The sequence below is a fragment of the Bifidobacterium sp. 7101 genome (genome assembly GCF_000499285.1).
GTDB classification, from domain to species: domain Bacteria; phylum Actinomycetota; class Actinomycetes; order Actinomycetales; family Bifidobacteriaceae; genus Bombiscardovia; species Bombiscardovia apis_A.
Genome location: NZ_AWUN01000004.1, coordinates 1 through 17,533, shown reverse-complemented (window position 1 = coordinate 17,533; position 17,533 = coordinate 1). Strand labels below are relative to the sequence as shown.

The 17,533-nt window shown below is 62.7% G+C and carries 17 protein-coding genes; 9 read left to right on the top strand and 8 right to left on the bottom strand.

Going from position 1 to position 17,533, the window contains the following annotated elements:
- Positions 1–2: 2 nt before the first annotated feature.
- The 7 genes from P272_RS0105740 to P272_RS0105710 are packed head-to-tail and all read right to left on the bottom strand — an operon-like array spanning position 3 to position 5,997.
- Complete coding sequence (locus tag P272_RS0105740; RefSeq protein WP_155805022.1) at positions 3–554, bottom strand: DUF6466 family protein; 552 nt, start codon at positions 552–554, stop codon at positions 3–5.
- Entirely contained in the window at positions 551–1,579 is a 1,029-nt protein-coding gene (locus P272_RS0105735) for a vWA domain-containing protein (protein ID WP_029678584.1), read from the bottom strand. The genes P272_RS0105740 and P272_RS0105735 overlap by 4 nt, the downstream gene beginning before the upstream one ends.
- Complete coding sequence (locus tag P272_RS0105730) at positions 1,576–2,652, bottom strand: vWA domain-containing protein (RefSeq protein ID WP_029678583.1); 1,077 nt, start codon at positions 2,650–2,652, stop codon at positions 1,576–1,578. The genes P272_RS0105735 and P272_RS0105730 overlap by 4 nt, the downstream gene beginning before the upstream one ends.
- Positions 2,649–3,182 (bottom strand): hypothetical protein, encoded by a 534-nt coding sequence (locus P272_RS0105725; RefSeq protein WP_052323213.1) that lies wholly within the window; start codon positions 3,180–3,182, stop codon positions 2,649–2,651. Before P272_RS0105725 ends, P272_RS0105730 begins: the two co-directional genes overlap by 4 nt.
- Positions 3,179–4,111, bottom strand: coding sequence for a DUF58 domain-containing protein (locus P272_RS0105720; RefSeq protein ID WP_029678581.1), 933 nt, complete (start codon positions 4,109–4,111; stop codon positions 3,179–3,181). Before P272_RS0105720 ends, P272_RS0105725 begins: the two co-directional genes overlap by 4 nt.
- Entirely contained in the window at positions 4,108–5,163 is a 1,056-nt protein-coding gene (locus P272_RS0105715; RefSeq protein WP_029678580.1) for an AAA family ATPase, read from the bottom strand. Before P272_RS0105715 ends, P272_RS0105720 begins: the two co-directional genes overlap by 4 nt.
- A gap of 45 nt (positions 5,164–5,208) precedes the next feature.
- Positions 5,209–5,997: a uracil-DNA glycosylase gene (locus tag P272_RS0105710; RefSeq protein ID WP_253269675.1), complete on the bottom strand. Its 789-nt coding sequence runs from the start codon at positions 5,995–5,997 to the stop codon at positions 5,209–5,211.
- Between the two features lie 150 nt (positions 5,998–6,147).
- Here P272_RS0105710 and P272_RS0105705 point away from each other — a divergent pair, with 150 nt between their 5' ends.
- The 3 genes from P272_RS0105705 (at position 6,148) to groL (ending at position 9,101) form a co-directional block, all read left to right on the top strand.
- Complete coding sequence (locus P272_RS0105705) at positions 6,148–6,792, top strand: LytR C-terminal domain-containing protein (protein WP_044097839.1); 645 nt, start codon at positions 6,148–6,150, stop codon at positions 6,790–6,792.
- A 169-nt stretch (positions 6,793–6,961) separates the two neighbouring features.
- Positions 6,962–7,165 carry a cold-shock protein gene (locus P272_RS0105700; protein ID WP_015022108.1) on the top strand — a complete coding sequence of 68 codons (204 nt, stop codon included), beginning with the start codon at positions 6,962–6,964 and terminating at the stop codon, positions 7,163–7,165.
- Between the two features lie 316 nt (positions 7,166–7,481).
- Positions 7,482–9,101 carry a chaperonin GroEL gene (groL, locus tag P272_RS0105695; protein WP_029678577.1) on the top strand — a complete coding sequence of 540 codons (1,620 nt, stop codon included), beginning with the start codon at positions 7,482–7,484 and terminating at the stop codon, positions 9,099–9,101.
- Between the two features lie 193 nt (positions 9,102–9,294).
- Here the strand turns inward: groL and P272_RS0105690 are convergent, their stop codons facing one another.
- Positions 9,295–9,588: a WXG100 family type VII secretion target gene (locus P272_RS0105690; protein ID WP_015022106.1), complete on the bottom strand. Its 294-nt coding sequence runs from the start codon at positions 9,586–9,588 to the stop codon at positions 9,295–9,297.
- A gap of 159 nt (positions 9,589–9,747) precedes the next feature.
- Here P272_RS0105690 and P272_RS08705 point away from each other — a divergent pair, with 159 nt between their 5' ends.
- The 6 genes from P272_RS08705 (at position 9,748) to P272_RS0105660 (ending at position 17,456) form a co-directional block, all read left to right on the top strand.
- Entirely contained in the window at positions 9,748–10,449 is a 702-nt protein-coding gene (locus P272_RS08705; RefSeq protein ID WP_052323212.1) for a TPM domain-containing protein, read from the top strand.
- A gap of 4 nt (positions 10,450–10,453) precedes the next feature.
- Entirely contained in the window at positions 10,454–11,212 is a 759-nt protein-coding gene (locus P272_RS0105680) for a response regulator transcription factor (protein ID WP_029678575.1), read from the top strand.
- The gene (locus P272_RS09580; RefSeq protein ID WP_029678574.1) at positions 11,202–13,121 is read left to right on the top strand and encodes a sensor histidine kinase; all 1,920 of its coding nucleotides are present in this window, start codon (positions 11,202–11,204) and stop codon (positions 13,119–13,121) included. Before P272_RS0105680 ends, P272_RS09580 begins: the two co-directional genes overlap by 11 nt.
- A gap of 122 nt (positions 13,122–13,243) precedes the next feature.
- Complete coding sequence (locus P272_RS0105670) at positions 13,244–13,633, top strand: cold-shock protein (protein ID WP_015022102.1); 390 nt, start codon at positions 13,244–13,246, stop codon at positions 13,631–13,633.
- A gap of 68 nt (positions 13,634–13,701) precedes the next feature.
- Complete coding sequence (locus P272_RS0105665) at positions 13,702–14,706, top strand: DUF3027 domain-containing protein (RefSeq protein WP_044097838.1); 1,005 nt, start codon at positions 13,702–13,704, stop codon at positions 14,704–14,706.
- A 101-nt stretch (positions 14,707–14,807) separates the two neighbouring features.
- A complete protein-coding gene (locus P272_RS0105660) occupies positions 14,808–17,456 on the top strand; it encodes an ATP-dependent Clp protease ATP-binding subunit (protein ID WP_029678572.1) in 2,649 nt (882 codons plus the stop codon).
- Positions 17,457–17,533 lie beyond the last annotated feature (77 nt).

Here is a 17,533-nt window from a genome sequence, read left to right as displayed (position 1 = left end):
GGTCACCAAGGCTTGACGTTCTTCCCTTGACCCTTGTTGTCGCCCGCCTTGCCTGTCGGCGTGGGGGAGGTCGACGGTTCACTCTGTTGCTGGTTGCGTTTGAGCAGATCCTCCACCTCGGCCTCCTGCTGCTTGGTCAGTCCTTGGGAGGAGTCCTTGCCGGATCCGTTCCTTTTATCCTGGGCCTTATCGGCCTTCTGCTTCTTGAGCAGATGCTCCGTGCGGCTGGTCAGCGCAGCGTTGGCGGCGCGGTTGGCCTGGGCAGCCTTTCTGGTCTGTGGCAGAATCAGGGGTCCCGGCCGTTCGACCTGGGCGAAGAGATGTTCGGCCTGGTCCTGCAGGGCCTTGATGGATGCTGGATCGGCCTGGGGGTTTTGGGCCTGTCGAACGTTGGTGCTCAACGTGTGCGTGCCCTCGTTATAGGTGGCGATGGCCTTGACGTTGATCAGGCCCCAGGCCCCGGCCAGGGCTGCGACCAAGGCCAAGCCAGCCAAAATCAGGCGCACTCGCAGGCGGCCTCTGCTCCTTGCTCTCTGCTGGGATTTCCTACTCATAGCAGTCTCCTTGAAGTATGGACCCACAGCCCCGCCTCAATCAGGATCAGGGCCAGTTCCACCAGTGCCAGCGGCCAGACCAGCGGAGTGACATGCTGGCGGACCTGGTCGACCCTGGTAACCCGGTAGCGCTTGGAAACCGCAGCCGTGACCCCCTCACGCACCGTGGTCCCCTTGGCCAGGGCCTGATAGTGGCCGCTTATCTCGTCGGCCATGGCCTTGAGGGTTTTCGGGTCCATGGCGGAGATCCCCGGCTGCCCGGTCTTGGGGTCCGTCACCCAGCCGTCGGCATCGCTGCCAGCGACATCCGAGCTCAAGGGCACCATGCCGCCCTTGGCCGAGCCGGTTCCCAGCACGAAGGCATCGTCCAATCCCTCCCTGAGCACGCTGAAGGATCGTCGTTCATCCGGTCCGGTCTGTTCGCCGTCGCTGATCAGGTAGAGCAGGATTCTGTCGTCAGGATGCCGGTCCTTGGTCTGTTTCAAGACCAGACTCAGGCGATCCAGCGGAGCATCCAGGCTGGAGCCGGCGGACCTGGAGGTGGGTTCAGTAGCCAGCCCTCTGGCCCAGTTGTCCACAGCCCGCACGTCGGGGGTCAGGGGCAGATCGACGCTGGCCGAGGCGCCGAAGCTCAGGGCCGAGAAGGAGGCATCAGGATAGATGCGCGTCAGGTCGTGCACGGCTGACCGGGCCGCATCCAGTCGGCTGATTCCTTCCTGGTCGCCATATCCGGCATCCTTGACAGCCATGGACCCGGTCACGTCAACCGCAATGAAGACATCTGTGGCGTTGACGGCTTTATTGGTGGTCTTGCTGACCGTGCTGGGGGTCAGGACCATGAGGGCCAGAATCAGGACCATGGCGGTGCGTCGGGTCAGGGCCCAGCGATCGGCATCGGTATCCCGGCCCTTGCGCAGTCCATGGATGACCAGCGCAAGGGCCAGGAGCAGCAGCAGACCCGCCAGAAGGCCGCCGGCCACCCAGCCCAGGGCAGGCTCAAAGGTCAGGAATTTGAGTATGTTCATCGCTTCAGCCTCCAGGCCAGGAGCAGATAACCCGACAGTGCCAGGGCCAGGGCCAAGGTCCACCAGCCGGGTGCATCCACCAGGCTGGACTGCTCCTGCTGGCGGGGGTCGGCTCCGTGCCGATGCTCAATTTGGCGGACCAGCGCGTTGATGGAGTTCCCGTCCTGCCGTCTAAGGAAGATGCCGCCACGGGCCTCGATCAGCCGCTGCATCTGCTTGGTGCTCTCATCCTCGGTACCCTGGTCCGGTCCCGAATAGAGGCCGTCCACGGCGATTCCTGCTGCCGAGGTCAGCTTGAGCGCCTCCTCCAGGGTGTAAGTGGGTTTGCCGGAGACCACGTTATCGGTGGCCAGGACCAGGGAGCTCGATCGTTGGCCGGCCTTTGCCGGTTTGCTCTGGTCCTTGGGGGCGAATTGCGGCAGGAGCGCAGCGCAGCCCACCAGCCCGTCGCCGATCAGTGAGGTGGTGTCCCGGCGGTTCTGTGTGCCCTCCAGCCAGTCGCTGATGTCCTGGTACTGTCGCCCGCTCATGGCATCGATGCGGTCCTGGGACTGCACCCCGTCCAGGATCCGCCGCGCCTTGCTCAATTCGGCGGTGATCATGTCGTAGTCATCGGTCAGGGGGAAGACGGTGCGCGAGGTGGAGTTGAATATGCTCAGAGCCATGCGTTCGCCCCGGAAGTTGCGGACCAGATCAAGGTAGGAGGCGATCACCTGCCGGTCGTAGGGCAGGGTGGAGCCGGACACATCCAGGCATAGGACAATATCGCGGTTATGGCCCTGCTCCAAGGTCCGATCGACCCGGGCGGGCCTTGCAGCCAGGCTCAGAACCATCAACAAGGCCAGAGAGAGCAGGGCTGCGGCGCAACGGTTCAATCGCCGCCAGCGCCGCAGGGCTTCATGCCCCTCCTCGGTGTCCAGGTCGCTGTTCAAGGTCCAGACCCGGGCTCCCGGTTCCTGATCAGACCTGCCACGACGCGCCTTACGGTAGGCCAGCAGGCTGAACGCCAGGGCCAGGACCAGGGCCAGAACAGGCAGCCAGGGCCATCTCCAGGACAGATTGCCTATGCTCATCGCGGCCACCGTTCAATCAAGTCCCGCACCCAGTCGGCCGCCTGATTCACCGTGGCGTCGGTTCCTGCGCTGTCTCGGGGAAGGGCGAATTCAGGCGGGTAAAGGGCATCTATGGTCTGCCGAAGCAGGTCCAGGCCCTTCCGGGTGCCCGGCGTACGGGGCTGGGCCTGGATTTCGGCCAGGGTCTTGGTCTTCATGTCGCTGTTCCAGGAGCGGGAGGCGAATCCACGAGCGATGGTGGCCAGTGCCGTCATGGCCTGGTCGCGGTCCAGCTCGCCGTTGTCGTACCGGGCCACCACCTGATCAATCCGTTGCCGCCATGCATCGCGGGAGTCGGAGCTCACCTGGGCCGGACCCTCCTCTTGCTGACGCCGGAACCTGGGCAGGAGAACGGCCGCTGCGGCCAGAGCCAGGGTCAGAATGATGGCGGTCGTCGTCAGGGTCAGCAACCAGGTGGGCTGGGTCATGGTGGGCATGACCTTGATCCGGCCATGACCTGACGCAAGACGAATAAGGGCGACAGCGTTCATGCCGCCATCACCGTCCGTCGCATGGGGATGCCCGGTCGGCCGGCTGAAAGCAGGTGGATGAACCTGTTGAACATGGCTGTGCTGGAGTCGGCACGGATCAGCGAGGCTCCGATTCTGGACAGTTCCCGGCCAAAGGCTTCAATTTGATAGCGTCTGTGCAGGTCCACAGCCTTTGTTCCGTTCGCAGTGCGCAGGAATGCCGGGATCTTCCGTCCGCTGGGCGCATCCGTTACCGAGCCCACAGCGGGCTGCTGGCGCAGGGGGTTCATGGTCTCCACACCGATGAGATTCACGGGGTGGGTGGTGGCCAGCCGGCGGATGGTCGGCATCAGGTCAAGGTTCAAGGCCGACTGGTCGGTGGCGATGACCAGCATGGCCTGCCGGTCCTGGATGCCGGTGGCGTAACCCAGCAGGGCCTCAAGGTTGCGTGGCTGATCCGGCGGTGACTCCAGAGCCCGGTCCAGGGTCTGCTCGAAACGGGCGAAGCCGCCCTGGCAGGGTATGCGGCGGATGGCGGTTGAATCGACCAGGACCAGGTCCACCTCATCACTGCGGCGCAGGCAGAGGGAGGCGAACATGCACAGGGCGTTGGCCGCTACCTGGATGGCCTGCTCCCCATCAGGGCATGTTCCGGACATCTCCCGGCCGATGTCCAGCAGCAGCCAGACCCTGCTGGTGACCAGGCGCTCGCGCTCAACCACCATAGGCCGACCCACCCGTGCGCTGGCGTGCCAGTCGATCATGCGGGTTTCGTCGCCGAACTCATAGGCGCGCAGATCGGCACGTTCGTCCCCGCCGCCTCGACGGCCGGAGGAATGCTCGCCCTCCAACAGGCCCAGGGCCCGGCGCACCGTGGGAAGGCGCAGGCTGGTATCCAAGGACTCGATCCGTCTGCGGACCGGGTCGCGATCCGAGCGTCGACGGCTCATGGCACCGGCACCGTGTCGACGATCTGGTCGATGACATCATCGCTGCTGATGCCATCGGCCTGGGCCTCGAAGGTCAGCAGGATCCGGTGGCGGAGCACCGAATGGGCCCAGTCCTTCAGATCCTCGGGAATGACGTAATCCCTGCCTGTCAGCAGGGCTCTGGCCTGGCCGATGCGCACCAGGGCGATGGAGGCGCGTGGACTGGCTCCTAGCCTCACCTGCTCGGCCAGCCCTTGGATGGGCCGCGATCCAGCCCCCCTGCTGGTGGCTGCCAGATCGACTGCATATCGCATGATGGGCTGTGCCACGTGGACCTGCCGGGCCTTCCGCCTCAGGAAGTCCACATCGGCGATGGTCAGCGCATCCCGATCGTCCTTGCCGGGCATATCAGTGCCGCGGCTGGTCAGCATCTGCAGCATCCGGGTCTCCTGGTCGGCATCAGGATAGGTCATGACGGCCTTGAGCATGAACCGGTCCATCTGGGCCTCGGGCAGGTTGTAGGTGCCCTCCTCCTCGATGGGGTTCTGGGTGGCGATCACCATGAAGGGCCTGGGCAGGGCTATGCGCTCGCCGCCGATGGTGGTGGCGCCCTCGGCCATGGCTTCCAGCATGGCCGACTGGGTCTTGGCGTTGGAGCGGTTGATCTCGTCCAGGAGGACGAAGTTGGCGTGGATGGGGCCCAGCTGTGTGGAGAATCGTTGGGTGGAGAAGTCATAGACCTGGGTGCCTACCAGATCCGAGGGCATCAGGTCGGGTGTGCACTGGATCCGCTTGAAGCTGCCGGAGACCGAAGTGGCCAGGGTCTGGGCGGCAGTGGTCTTGGCCAGTCCGGGAACGGATTCGATCAGGATGTGTCCGGAGGCCACCAGCGTCAGGATCAGTGCCTCGCGCAGGTTTTCCTGCCCTACCAGGGTCCTTGAAAAGCGGGTCCGGATGCGGTCGGCCAACTGACGGCAACGTTGCAGGTCGTCCTGGCTGATCGGCGGAACCTGCCGGTCCTGACTGGGCTGAACAGATGGGGACTGACTGGGTCGAGGTGGGAATAATGCCATAGCAGACATGGTAACGGCATTTCCTGACGACTCAGCCAGCAGGATTCAGGTCAGCGACCAGTCCACCGGCTCGGCGCCCATGGCCTCCAGCGCTTGGTTGGCCTTGGAGAACGGACGGGAACCGAAGAAGCCGTACCGGGCCGACAAGGGGCTGGGATGCGGGGATTTGATGATGGCCGCGTTGGTCAGCAGGGGCTCCAGGCTCTGGGCCTGTCGTCCCCAAAGAATGGCCACCAGGGGACGGATCTTGCCCTCCTGGTCGCGTCTGTCGTTCAGAGCCCGGATGGCGGCGTCGGTGATCTCCTCCCAGCCCTTGTTCCGGTGGCTGGCCGGCTTGCCCACCCGCACGGTCAGGCAGCGGTTGAGCAGCATGACCCCTCGCCTGGTCCAAGGCGTCAGATCGCCGTTGGAGGGTGTGGGAAGGCCCAGGTCGGCGCTCAGCTCGGCGTAGATGTTCCGCAGGGAGCCGGGGATGGGGTTGACAGCGGGGTCCACGCAGAAGCTCAGGCCCACCGGATGGCCGGGCGTTGGATAGGGATCCTGACCCACGATCAGGACCTTGATGGAGTCGAAGGGGATGGTAAAGGCGCGCAGAATGTTTTTGCTGGCAGGCAGGTAGCGATGGCCCTGGGCCAGCTCGCTCCTGAGGAAGTCGCCCATCCGGTGGATGTTGGGTTCGACTGGTGCCAGAGCGCGGGCCCAGCCGGGGTCCACCAGGGCGCTCAAAGGTTTGCGCTGGGTTCGGCCCTGGCCTCCTGCTATGGTCGGAGGATTGGTACCGGTTCGGTTCGTCGGCTCAGGGGAGGTTGCGGCAATTGGCTGGCTGCTGTTCATAAGGTCACTATATCGCTTGGCGTTATGGGTCGGTCAGGGCTGCCTCGGCCATTCCAGGGTTGGCGGAGGACGTCGAATGGTCGGTTGAATGTTGACCCGGCGACGCATTACTTATAATGGTTCATGATCCGGTGGAGCAGAGGAGAGTTCATGGCTAGCACGCGCGACAATGGGACGCAGGCGCGCCCTCAGGTTCATGATGCGTTCGACAACCCTCCCAAGGGGCCGGTCGGCGTGCATCGCGGGCCCCGTTCCCTGTCGGTCAGGGTCCTGCCCTACCTGTTGGTGGTTGTCTTGGCGGTGCTGTGCGGTCTGGGCCTATGGGCTGCGGTCAGCGGCTCCCTGCCCTGGCAGCAGACGCACAATGAAGCCTCCAGGGTCATCAGCAGTCATCTGCCGAAGCGTTCAGCCTCCTCTTCGGCTTCAAGCAGCGCGACCGCTACCGATCAAGCCTCCCAGGAACAAACTTCTGAGCCCTCCTCCCAGTCGCCTTCAGCGAGCGCTTCCAGCAGCAGCCCGGCTCCTGTGGTCAACCGGGGCACGCGGGTAACCGTCATCAATGGAACCAGGGTCACCGGGTATGCCGGCAAGAAGCGCCAGGTTCTGGTCAATGCCGGGTACACTGCGGTCACGGCATCCAACCCGCAAGGTGCCCTGCCTGGCGTAAGCATGGTCCGCTACCGTGACGAGGCCGACAAGGCCACAGCCCAAGAGGTGGCCAACGTGTTGGGTATTGCCCAGGTGGAGCAGTCCTCCGTGACCACGACTCCGGTTGAAGCCATCCTTATGCAGTGAAGTTCGGCCAACCGGAGAGTGGAAGAAATACCACGGCAAAACATTCGGAATTTCGGCTCGGCGTTTTGCAATTGCCCCATAAATAGGCCTAAACTGACCTTGCCGACCAGGCAGATGCGGTCAGTCTCGTATCTGTTGTGACGCGGCACCTATGTTAAGGAAGTTAGTTATGGCACAAGGCACTGTGAAATTCTTCAGCGCTGGCAAGGGTTACGGATTCATCAATCCCGACGATGGCGGTGAGGACGTGTTCGTGCACTACTCGGCCATTCAGTCCGATGGCTTCAAGACCCTTGATGAGGGAGATAAGGTCGAATATCAGGTGGAGCAGGGCCCCAAGGGTCTGCAGGCAACCAAGGTCACCAAGCTCTGATTGTCGTCTTCTGTATTCGTCATGGGGACCCCGGTCATTCCGGGGTCCTTTTTTATGACACGTCGCCTGTAGCCAGATGCCGAGCCAGGACTGTGCAGGGTGTGGATTATCTGTCGGCGCGTCCGATATGCCCGGGCAAGATGACATACAGCCTGCAGCGTATTTTCCCTTCGGGTTGGCACTCGGCCTCATCGAGTGCTAATCTGCTGAATTAGCACTCGAGGTGCGGGAGTGATAACGCGACAGCTGACGGTCGGGTTCCGTTCCACGCCGACGGTGGGTCATGAAACCTCAAGCCATGACGGAGGAAGCAACAATGGCAAAAATCATCGAGTATGACGAGGAAGCTCGTCAGGGCATGCTTGCCGGCCTGGACAAGCTGGCCGATACAGTCAAGGTCACTCTGGGCCCCAAGGGTCGCAATGTGGTGCTGGATAAGTCCTATGGCGCACCGACCATCACCAACGATGGCGTCTCCATCGCCAAGGAGATCGACCTGGAGGATCCCTACGAGCGCATCGGCGCCGAGCTGGTCAAGGAAGTCGCCAAGAAGACTGACGACGTCGCCGGAGACGGCACCACCACCGCCACCGTGCTGGCCCAGGCCCTGGTGCATGAGGGGCTGAAGAACGTGGCCGCCGGGTCCAACCCCATCGCCCTGCGCCGCGGCATCGAGAAGGCCGCCGACGCCATCGTCAAGGAGCTCGTGGCCCAGTCCAAGGAAGTCGAGACCAAGGACCAGATCGCTGCAACCGCCACCATCTCCGCAGGTGACCCCGAGATCGGCAATGAAATCGCCGAGGCTCTGGACAAGGTCGGCCAGGATGGTGTGGTCACCGTCGAGGACAACAACCGCTTCGGACTGGACCTGGAGTTCACCGAGGGCATGCGCTTCGACAAGGGCTACATCGCTCCCTACTTCGTCACCAACAACGACGACCAGACCGCTGTCCTGGATGATCCCTACATCCTGCTGACCTCGGGCAAGGTCTCCAGCCAGCAGGACGTGGTCCACATCGCCGAGCTGGTCATGAAGACCGGCAAGCCCCTGCTGATCGTGGCCGAGGATGTGGACGGCGAGGCGCTGCCCACCCTGATCCTCAACAAGATCCGCGGCACCTTCAACTCTTGCGCCGTCAAGGCTCCTGGCTTTGGAGACCGCCGCAAGGCCATGCTGCAGGATATGGCCATTCTGACCGGCGCACAGGTTGTCTCCGATGAGCTTGGTCTCAAGCTGGACTCCATCGACATGAGCGTGCTGGGCACCGCCAAGAAGGTCATCGTCTCCAAGGACGAGACCACCATCGTCTCCGGTGGCGGTTCCAAGGACGAGGTCTCCGCCCGCGTGGGCCAGATCCGCACCGAGATCGAGAACACCGATTCCGACTACGACCGCGAGAAGCTGCAGGAGCGGCTGGCCAAGCTGGCAGGCGGCGTGGCCGTCATCAAGGTCGGCGCAGCCACCGAGGTCGAGGCCAAGGAGCGCAAGCACCGCATCGAGGATGCTGTCCGTAACGCCAAGGCCGCCATCGAAGAGGGCCTGCTGCCCGGAGGCGGCGTGGCTCTGGTTCAGGCCGCTGCCAAGGCCGAGAAGGAGGTCAAGCTGGACGGCGACGAGTCCACCGGTGCCTCCATCGTCTTCCGCGCCATTGAGGCCCCCATCAAGCAGATTGCCGAGAACAGCGGCGTCTCCGGTGACGTGGTCATCAACAAGGTCCGGTCGCTGCCTGCTGGCCAGGGCTTCAACGCCGCCAACAACGAGTACCAGGACCTGCTGGAGGCCGGCGTGGCCGACCCCGTCAAGGTGACCCGTTCCGCCCTGCAGAACGCTGCCTCCATCGCCGGGCTCTTCCTGACCACCGAGGCTGTCGTGGCCAACAAGCCTGAGCCTCCGGCACCTGCTGCCGCTCAGCCTCAGGGCGACATGGGCTACTGATCCCTTGAGGTTCGGCCGGAGTTTCGGCTGAACCGGGTGATTGCCAGAGACAGGGGCCTGCGCACCGGACAATGGTGCGCAGGCCCCTGTCTCTGTTATGTTCTGCCTTTCCATGTGCCTGTCAGGTCTGGATCCGATACGTCATGAATACCCTGTGGTTGTATGGCTTTGAGCTGCCTCATCATCCAGGCGTTCAGGCTCCGGCGAAGAGGCGGGTGGCCTGGGCCTCGGTGTCTGCGTAGAGAGCCGAGGCCTGGGTCAGGGCCGCTTGGATGCCTTCAAGTGCCTGCTCCATCTGGGCCTGCGAGGCGCGCCACTGCTGGGCCACCGTGGCGAATTGGCTTGCCGCCGAACCCTGCCAGACGCTTTGGAGGTTGTCCAGATTGGTATACATGCCCGCCACGGCATCTCTGATGGCCCCTATCGAGCCGCTGACCGCGCCGGAGGCTGTCTGTATCTGATCCGAATCAACTTGGAATCGTGTCATGGTTGTCCTTTCCGTGAATGGCGGTGATGGTGGGGGAGTCCAAGGCCGTCAACCGCTACTGTGGACACTATGACAGTGTTCACGCAGTTGCCCCGTCCGCGCACCCATGTGGTCGAACGAGTTTCCCTCCACAAGACGAGCCCGTTCAGTCTTTCAGCAGTGAAGCGGATTCTGGCTTTCCTGCTCTTGATGGTTTTGGCGGTCGGCATCCTTGGACCGACCAGTGCTTTTGCCGATGGACCTCAGACCGGGGCCGGAACCATGACCGATACAATCACCGATCCGCAGAATCTGCTGGGTTCTGATGTGGGCTCCGTCAAGGATGCAATCAAGGAGACTGCAGAGCAAACCGGAGTATCGGTCCGACTGCTCTACCTGCCGCATTTCTATTCGGGCGTCAAGCCGGAGACCTGGGCATCCCGGGTGCTCGAATCGATGAAGCCCGCCCACGACACAGTCATGCTGGCCGTGGCCTCCCAGGACGGCAAATTGGTCGTGGCGGTCTCCAGCAACTCGCAGGCCTGGCTCAAGGATCAAACCAGCGTGGATCAGCTCTCACAGGCTGCTCTGGAGCCGGTGACCAAGGGTCGGAACCCTGACTGGGTGGGCTCGGCCAAGGCCATGATGACCCAGGTGGAGACCCTGAACCAAAACCAACGACATCACCGAATCATGATCATCGCTCTTTCGGCGACGGCTGTGGTCCTGGTCATTCTGGCCGTGGTCGTTGTGATCTGGTGGCGTCGCAGCAGCCGAGCCGGGGCTCATCATCGCAAGTCCAGAGCAGCAAAGAAGGAACCAAAGCCAATAGAGACGATCAGCGAACTTTCAGACAATACCCAGAAAGAGGCGGCAAGCTGAAGTCATGAGCAAACCGACGCAAGCACAACTGGTCGTGGTCGACGACGAACCGTCCATCAGGGATCTGCTGGTGGCCTCCCTGCACTTCGCGGGCTTTGCTGTCGAGACCGCGGCATCCGGCTCCGAGGCCATTCAGGTCATCGAGCGCGTCCAACCGGATCTGATTGTCTTGGATGTCATGCTGCCTGACATCGATGGGTTCACGGTCACCTCCCGCATCCGTCAGGAGGGAATCGATGCGCCGGTGCTCTTCCTGACCGCCAGGGACGACACCCAGGACAAGGTCATGGGGTTGACTGTGGGCGGCGACGATTATGTGACCAAGCCTTTCAGCCTGGAGGAGGTCGTGGCCAGGATCAAGGCCATACTGCGCAGGACCCGCGAGCACCAGGAGGACGACCCGATCATCCGCGTGGGCGATCTGGAGATCAACGAGGATTCCCACGACGTCACCAGGGCCGGCCGACCCATCGACCTGAGCCCGACCGAATACAAGCTGCTGCGCTACCTGATGGACAACGAGGGTCGTGTGCTCAGCAAGGCCCAGATCCTGGACCACGTCTGGCAATACGACTGGGGCGGCGATGCGGCCATTGTGGAATCCTACATCTCCTACCTGCGCAAGAAAGTGGATGGCATCACCGTCAGCGACGGACACGGCGGGGAGCACAAGGTCACCCCGCTGATCGAGACCAAGCGGGGCATCGGCTACATGATCCGGGCACCCAGGCAGAACGCATCGGACGGCGGCGATGGTGACTAGTCGCCAGGGTCCGGCCCCCAAGAAAGAACCGTCGGCCGCTCCCGACCCGAGGACGGCTGAAAGGTCCGGATCCTTCATGGGTTCGGACTCCGGCAAGGCAGCCGGCTCCGGCAAGCCGAGGGGGCGTTCTTTGCCCAGGTCGCCTCTGGCTGCCATTCCCCTAAGCACCAAACTTGTGGCCAGCATGCTCATCCTGCTCATCGTGGGCACGGTGGGCGTCTCCGTAGCCATCTGCCAGATGGCCGACGACTATCTGATGAAGCGTACGGACACGCAATTGATCCGCCAGGCCAACCTGGGAATTCGCAACGCCACCCTTCTTCGCCAGGAGGATCTGAGCAAGAACGGCCTGGGCCCAACCGACTACTTCCTGCAGATCCGTGACAACGACCTGCACATCATTTCGGACGATCTGAACCCCATGCAGGTCAACGGGGTCATCTCCCGCCCGCGCCTTCCAACCGACGGCAGCCTGGGCTCGATACCCCTGGGCCAGCCGACCACGGTACCAGCCTACGTGCGCATCTCCAAGCAGGCCTCGCCCGACCGGGACACCATGAAGCGGGCCCGGGCCTCCTGGCGTGTTGTGGCCATGCAGTGGAAGCTGCGCAACGAACTGGACGGTTCCGAAATCAGCGGCGTGCTCTTCATCGGCCTGTCCATGAGCGACCAGGACGAGGCTGTGCATGATCTGACGGCTTTCTGCATGATCATTTCCGTCGTGGTGGTTCTTTTGGGCGGAGTCATCTCGGTCCTGCTGATCCAGTCCACCCTGGTTCCCCTCAAACGCATCGAGAAGACCGCTGCAAAGATAGCGGCCGGCGACCTTTCCCAACGCATTCCCAGCTTCCCGGAGAATACCGAGGTGGGCTCCCTGGCGGCATCCCTCAATGCCATGCTGGCGCGAATCGAGCATTCCTTCGACGAGCAGCGTCAGACCACCGAGAAGATGAAACAGTTCGTTTCGGATGCCAGCCATGAGCTGCGCACCCCACTGGCCGCCATCCACGGCTACGCTGAGCTCTATAGGATGCAGCGCGACTATCCGGGGGCTCTGGAGCGGGCCGACAAGTCCATCCAGCACATTGAGGACTCTTCCACCAGGATGACGGTCCTGGTCACCGATCTGCTCTCGCTTGCACGCCTGGATGAGGGCAGGGGAATCGACCCGACCCTGCCGGTCGATCTGACCGGACTGGTGGGTGACGGGGTGGACGACTTGCATGCCCTGGATCCGGGAAGGGATGTGGCTACAGGAAAGGTTTGCCTGCACACCGAGGATCAGCCAGCCCCCCAGGAGGTCCCGGTCGCAGCCAACAAGGGTCTGCCGGGCCTCAAGGCACGCAGCAAGGAGAAAATCACGGTGGGCGGGCACCTGGGTCCATCCGTCAGCCTTGACATTCAGGAGGGCCCCCTGCCCCCGGTACAGGTGACTGGCGACCCCAGCCGCCTGCGTCAGGTGATCACCAATATCGTGGGCAATATCCACCGCTACACTCCGTCTGATTCGCCGGTTCAGGTGGGATTGGGCCTGGTCAAGGCGACCATTGCTCCAACGGATCTGACCAGGCTGGAGGCCACCGAATCCTCTCTGGGACACCTGACCGAGGCGATCCAGGTGGCGGAGAACAGCCATGTGGGCACTGACTACGCCATCATCCGGGTGGTCGACCACGGGCCAGGTGTCCCGGAGGAATCCAGGTCCAGGCTCTTCGAGCGCTTCTACACAGCCGATCCGTCCAGGGCTCGGGAGAAGGGCGGCACGGGGCTGGGCCTAGCTATCGTCCAGTCCATTGTCAAGGCTCATCAGGGGTTCATCTGCGCCTCGCAGACCCCGGGAGGCGGTTTGACCTTCACCATCGTCATACCCCAGGGCGTCAGGCGGGGTCAGGGGGGAGCTGAGGGTTAGGCCAATCCTGCCACCAACCGCCCCGTACGCCTATGACAAGATGGGTCGTCCTGCCCGTCCTGTTCAGGTAAACTGATTTCGGATATACCTGTTCAAGAAGCAACGTAAGGAAGTGGCAGAGCATGCCCAGCGGGAGAGTACGGTGGTACGACGCCAAGCGGGGGTTCGGGTTCATCACGGATGAACAAGGTGGGGATGTCTTCCTGCCCTCATCAGCCCTGCCCGCTGGTGTGTCCACCATACGCAAGGGATCCCGGGTGGAGTTCTCGGTGGCTGAGGGCCGCAAGGGCCCCCAGGCCCTGGATCTGAAGCTGGTGGGGCCGACCCCCTCCATTCTGCGCGCCAAGCGACCTGATCCGGACGATATGGCCGCCATCGTGGAGGATTTGATCAAGCTGCTGGATTCGGCTGGCAATGGCCTGCGTCGGCACCATTATCCGGGTCGGGCCGAATCCGCCAAGCTGGCCACCCTCCTGAGGGCTGTGGCAGATGACTTTGACGTGCCGGACTGAGTGGACGGCGAGAAGAATCCGACGTGGATCGGTCTTGTCCGATCCCACTGATGATGAAGGTGTGATAGATGGTTCAAGAGGACCTGGATCCTGAGGAACTGGCCAGGCGGGTGGCTCTGAGCGTGGCTGCCGACAGCGATGAGGTCGGTGCGCTGGTCGGCCGTACCCTGATCGGGGATGGAGTCTGGGACTACCGGTTCGCCTCGGCCATCAAGGGCTATGAGGGCTGGCAGTGGTCGGTCACTCTTTACCGTGATGAGGATGCCGATACCTGGACTGTGGATGAATCCTCTCTGGTGCCCACCGATGCGGCCCTGCAGCCCCCGGCATGGGTTCCCTGGAAGGATCGTCTGCTGCCCTCGGATCTGAGCGTGACCGATGCCATGGGAACCGACCCCGACGACCCCAGGCTGACGGCCGGATACAAGCCTGTGCAGGCTAAGCCTCAGAATTCTGAAGTACAGCAGACCCCAGGGGACAATGAAGAAGGCCAGAAAGCATTAACCTCGGCGCAGACTGACGACTCTGATCAGCAGACCGACGGTGCGGTCTTCCGCCTGGTGGACCGCTCGGGTGACGAAAAAGACGTTCATGAGCAGGAAGCGGATGATCAGGTTTCCTTCGGCGCACAGACCTCCTCCGACGACCTGGACGAGGCCGTCGATCGCTTCGCTCTGACCCGTCGGCACCTGATGACCCCTGAGGCCAGGTCCGCCACTGCCAAGCGCTGGTACGAGGGGCAGCACGGTCCCAAGTCCCTGTCGACCCGGACGGCCAAGGGCAAGGCCTGCGAGACCTGCGGCTTCATGATTCCCCTGGCAGGTGATCTGGGTACCATGTTCGGCGTCTGTGCCAACCGTTGGAGCCCGGACGACGGGCGCGTGGTCTCCCTGGATCATGGCTGCGGCGAGCATTCCGAGATTGAGCCCCAGGAGGAGTCCCATCTCTGGGTACAGTCCCAGCCGGCCTATGACGATCTTCATATCGATGTGGTCAGGCAGAAGCCACGGGAGGAGCGTCCTGAGGTGGAACTCATGGAGCAGATGCAGTCGGAAGACGGCTCAGAGGACTGATTCCAGGCCTCGTTGCGTTCAGAGCGCAATCACCGGCGGGCCGAGAATAAACGTCACCGTAAATCTGTAGAGTGAATTACGGATCAAAGGGAAGGACAAGTATGTTCGAACGGTTTACCGACCGTGCGCGGCGGGTGATTGTGCTGGCGCAGGAAGAGGCCCGCACCCTGCAGCACAATTACATCGGCACCGAGCACCTCCTCCTGGGCCTGATCAGGGAGGGTGACGGTGTCGCCGCCAAGGCCCTGGCCTCCAAGGGCGTGGAACTGGATGCCACCCGCAAGCAGGTTGAGGAGATGATCGGTAAGGGCAATGCGGTTCCCAATGGGCACATCCCATTCACGCCGCACGCCCGTCAGGTCCTTGAGCTGTCGCTGCGCGAGGCGCTTCAGCTGGGTCATTCTTACATTGGCACTGAGCACATTCTGCTGGGACTCATCCGCGAGGGTGAGGGCGTCGGCACCCAGGTGCTGATCAAGATGGGTGTGGACCTGGGCGATCTGCGGACCGCCACTATTGACATGATTCGCGGCAACCATGAGGGTGGCGATGCCGGCAAGGGCGATCTGGCCAATGCCGGCGGCGTTGCCAACAAGGGCGGACAGACCGGTTCGGCCATTCTGGACCAGTTCGGCAGGAACCTGACCCAGGAAGCCGCTGAGGGCAAGCTGGACCCGGTCATCGGCCGGGCCAACGAGATCGAGCGGGTCATGGTCGTCCTTTCCAGGAGGACCAAGAACAACCCCGTGCTGATCGGTGAGCCCGGCGTGGGCAAGACCGCCGTGGTCGAGGGACTGGCCCAGAAGATCCATAACGGCGATGTCCCCGAGACCCTCAAGGGCAAGCAGGTCTACTCGCTGGATCTGGGCTCCATGGTGGCTGGTTCACGCTACCGGGGCGACTTCGAGGAGCGTCTGAAGAAGGTGCTCAAGGAGATCAAGACCCGCGGCGACATAATTCTCTTCATCGATGAGATTCACACCATCGTCGGCGCAGGTTCGGCGGATGGGGCCCTCGGTGCCTCTGACATGCTCAAGCCCCTGCTGGCCCGCGGCGAGCTGCAGACCATCGGAGCGACCACTACCGACGAGTACCGTAAGTACATCGAGAAGGATGCGGCCCTGGAGCGGCGCTTCCAGCCCATCCAGGTCTCCGAGCCCACCATCGCCCAGACCATCGAGATCCTCAAGGGTCTGCGCGGCCGCTACGAGCATCACCACCACGTCACGATCACCGACAAGGCCCTGCAGTCGGCGGCCGAGCTCTCTGCGCGTTACATTCAGGACAGGAACCTGCCTGATAAGGCTATCGACCTGATTGATGAGGCCGGCGCACGTCTGCGCATCAAGCGGCTGACCGCCCCGCCGGAGCTCAAGGAGCTGGACGCCAAGGTGGATCGCATCTCCGCCCAGAAGGACCAGGCCATCAAGGACCAGGACTTCGAGAAAGCCGCTCAGCTGCGCGACAGCCAGGAGAAGCTGGAGGCCGAGCGCAAGGAGAAGGAGCAGGCCTGGCACGAGGGCGAATCCGACGTCAAGATGGTTGTCGACGAGGATGTGATCGCCGAGGTAGTCTCTTCGACCACCGGAATCCCGGTCTTCAAGCTGACCCAGGCCGAGTCCAAGAAGCTCCTGGGCATGGAGAAGGAGCTGCACAAGCGGATCATCGGCCAGGATGAGGCTGTCTCCGCCCTGTCCCGCTCCATCCGCCGTACCCGTGTGGGCCTCAAGGATCCCAAGCGTCCCGCAGGTTCATTCATCTTCGCCGGTCCCACCGGCGTGGGCAAGACCGAGCTGGCCAAGGCTCTGGCCCAGTTCCTCTTTGACGACGAGAATGCCCTGATTCGGGTGGATATGTCCGAGTTCTCGGAAAAGTACTCCACCTCTCGTCTCTTCGGTGCCCCTCCGGGGTACGTGGGATACGAAGAGGGCGGCGAGCTGACCGAGAAGGTCAGGCGCAAGCCGTTCTCCGTGGTCCTCTTCGACGAGATCGAGAAGGCTCATCCGGACATCTTCAACACCCTTCTGCAGGTGCTGGACGACGGCCACCTGACCGATGGGCAGGGTCGCATGGTGGACTTCAAGAACACCATCATCATCCTGACCACCAACCTGGGAACCCGTGACATCGCCAAGGCGGCCAACACCGGCTTCAACGTGAGCGGCAACACCGAGACCTCCTATCAGCGGATGAAGGACCAGGTGACCAGTGAGCTCAAGCAGCAGTTCAGGCCCGAGTTCCTGAACCGCCTGGATGACATCATCGTCTTCCAGCAACTGACCGAGCCCCAGGTCCGGCAGATCGTCGATCTGGACATCGCTCAGCTCAACGACCGTCTCTTCGAGCGCCACATGTCCCTGGATCTGACCGACAAGGCCAAGGATCTGCTGGCCGAGAAGGGCTTCGATCCGCTCCTGGGTGCCCGGCCCCTGCGCCGTGTCATCCAGCGGGATATCGAGGATGCCGTCTCCGAGAAGATCCTCATGGGCGACCTTACGGACAATGAGTCCGTCCAGGTCGATGCCGAAGGCGAGGGCATCCTGGGTGAGTTCACCTTCACTGGAAAGCCCTTCGAGGGACCCCGGCATGCGGCCAGCTCCGCTGATAAACAGGACCAGAAGTCTGAACTGGTCGGAGCTTCGGTGAGCTCTTCCGACGCTGATGTTCCGCCAGTAGGCGAGGCCGACAGCCAGAGCCAGGATGGTCAAGGTTCTGAGCAGTCCGCTCAGAGTTCGCCTGCCAGTGACTGAGATAAGGGTTGAGGCCTGACGCAGCTGACTGAAGAGGGGTTGGAGCACATTACAGTGCTCCAACCCCTCTTATTCGG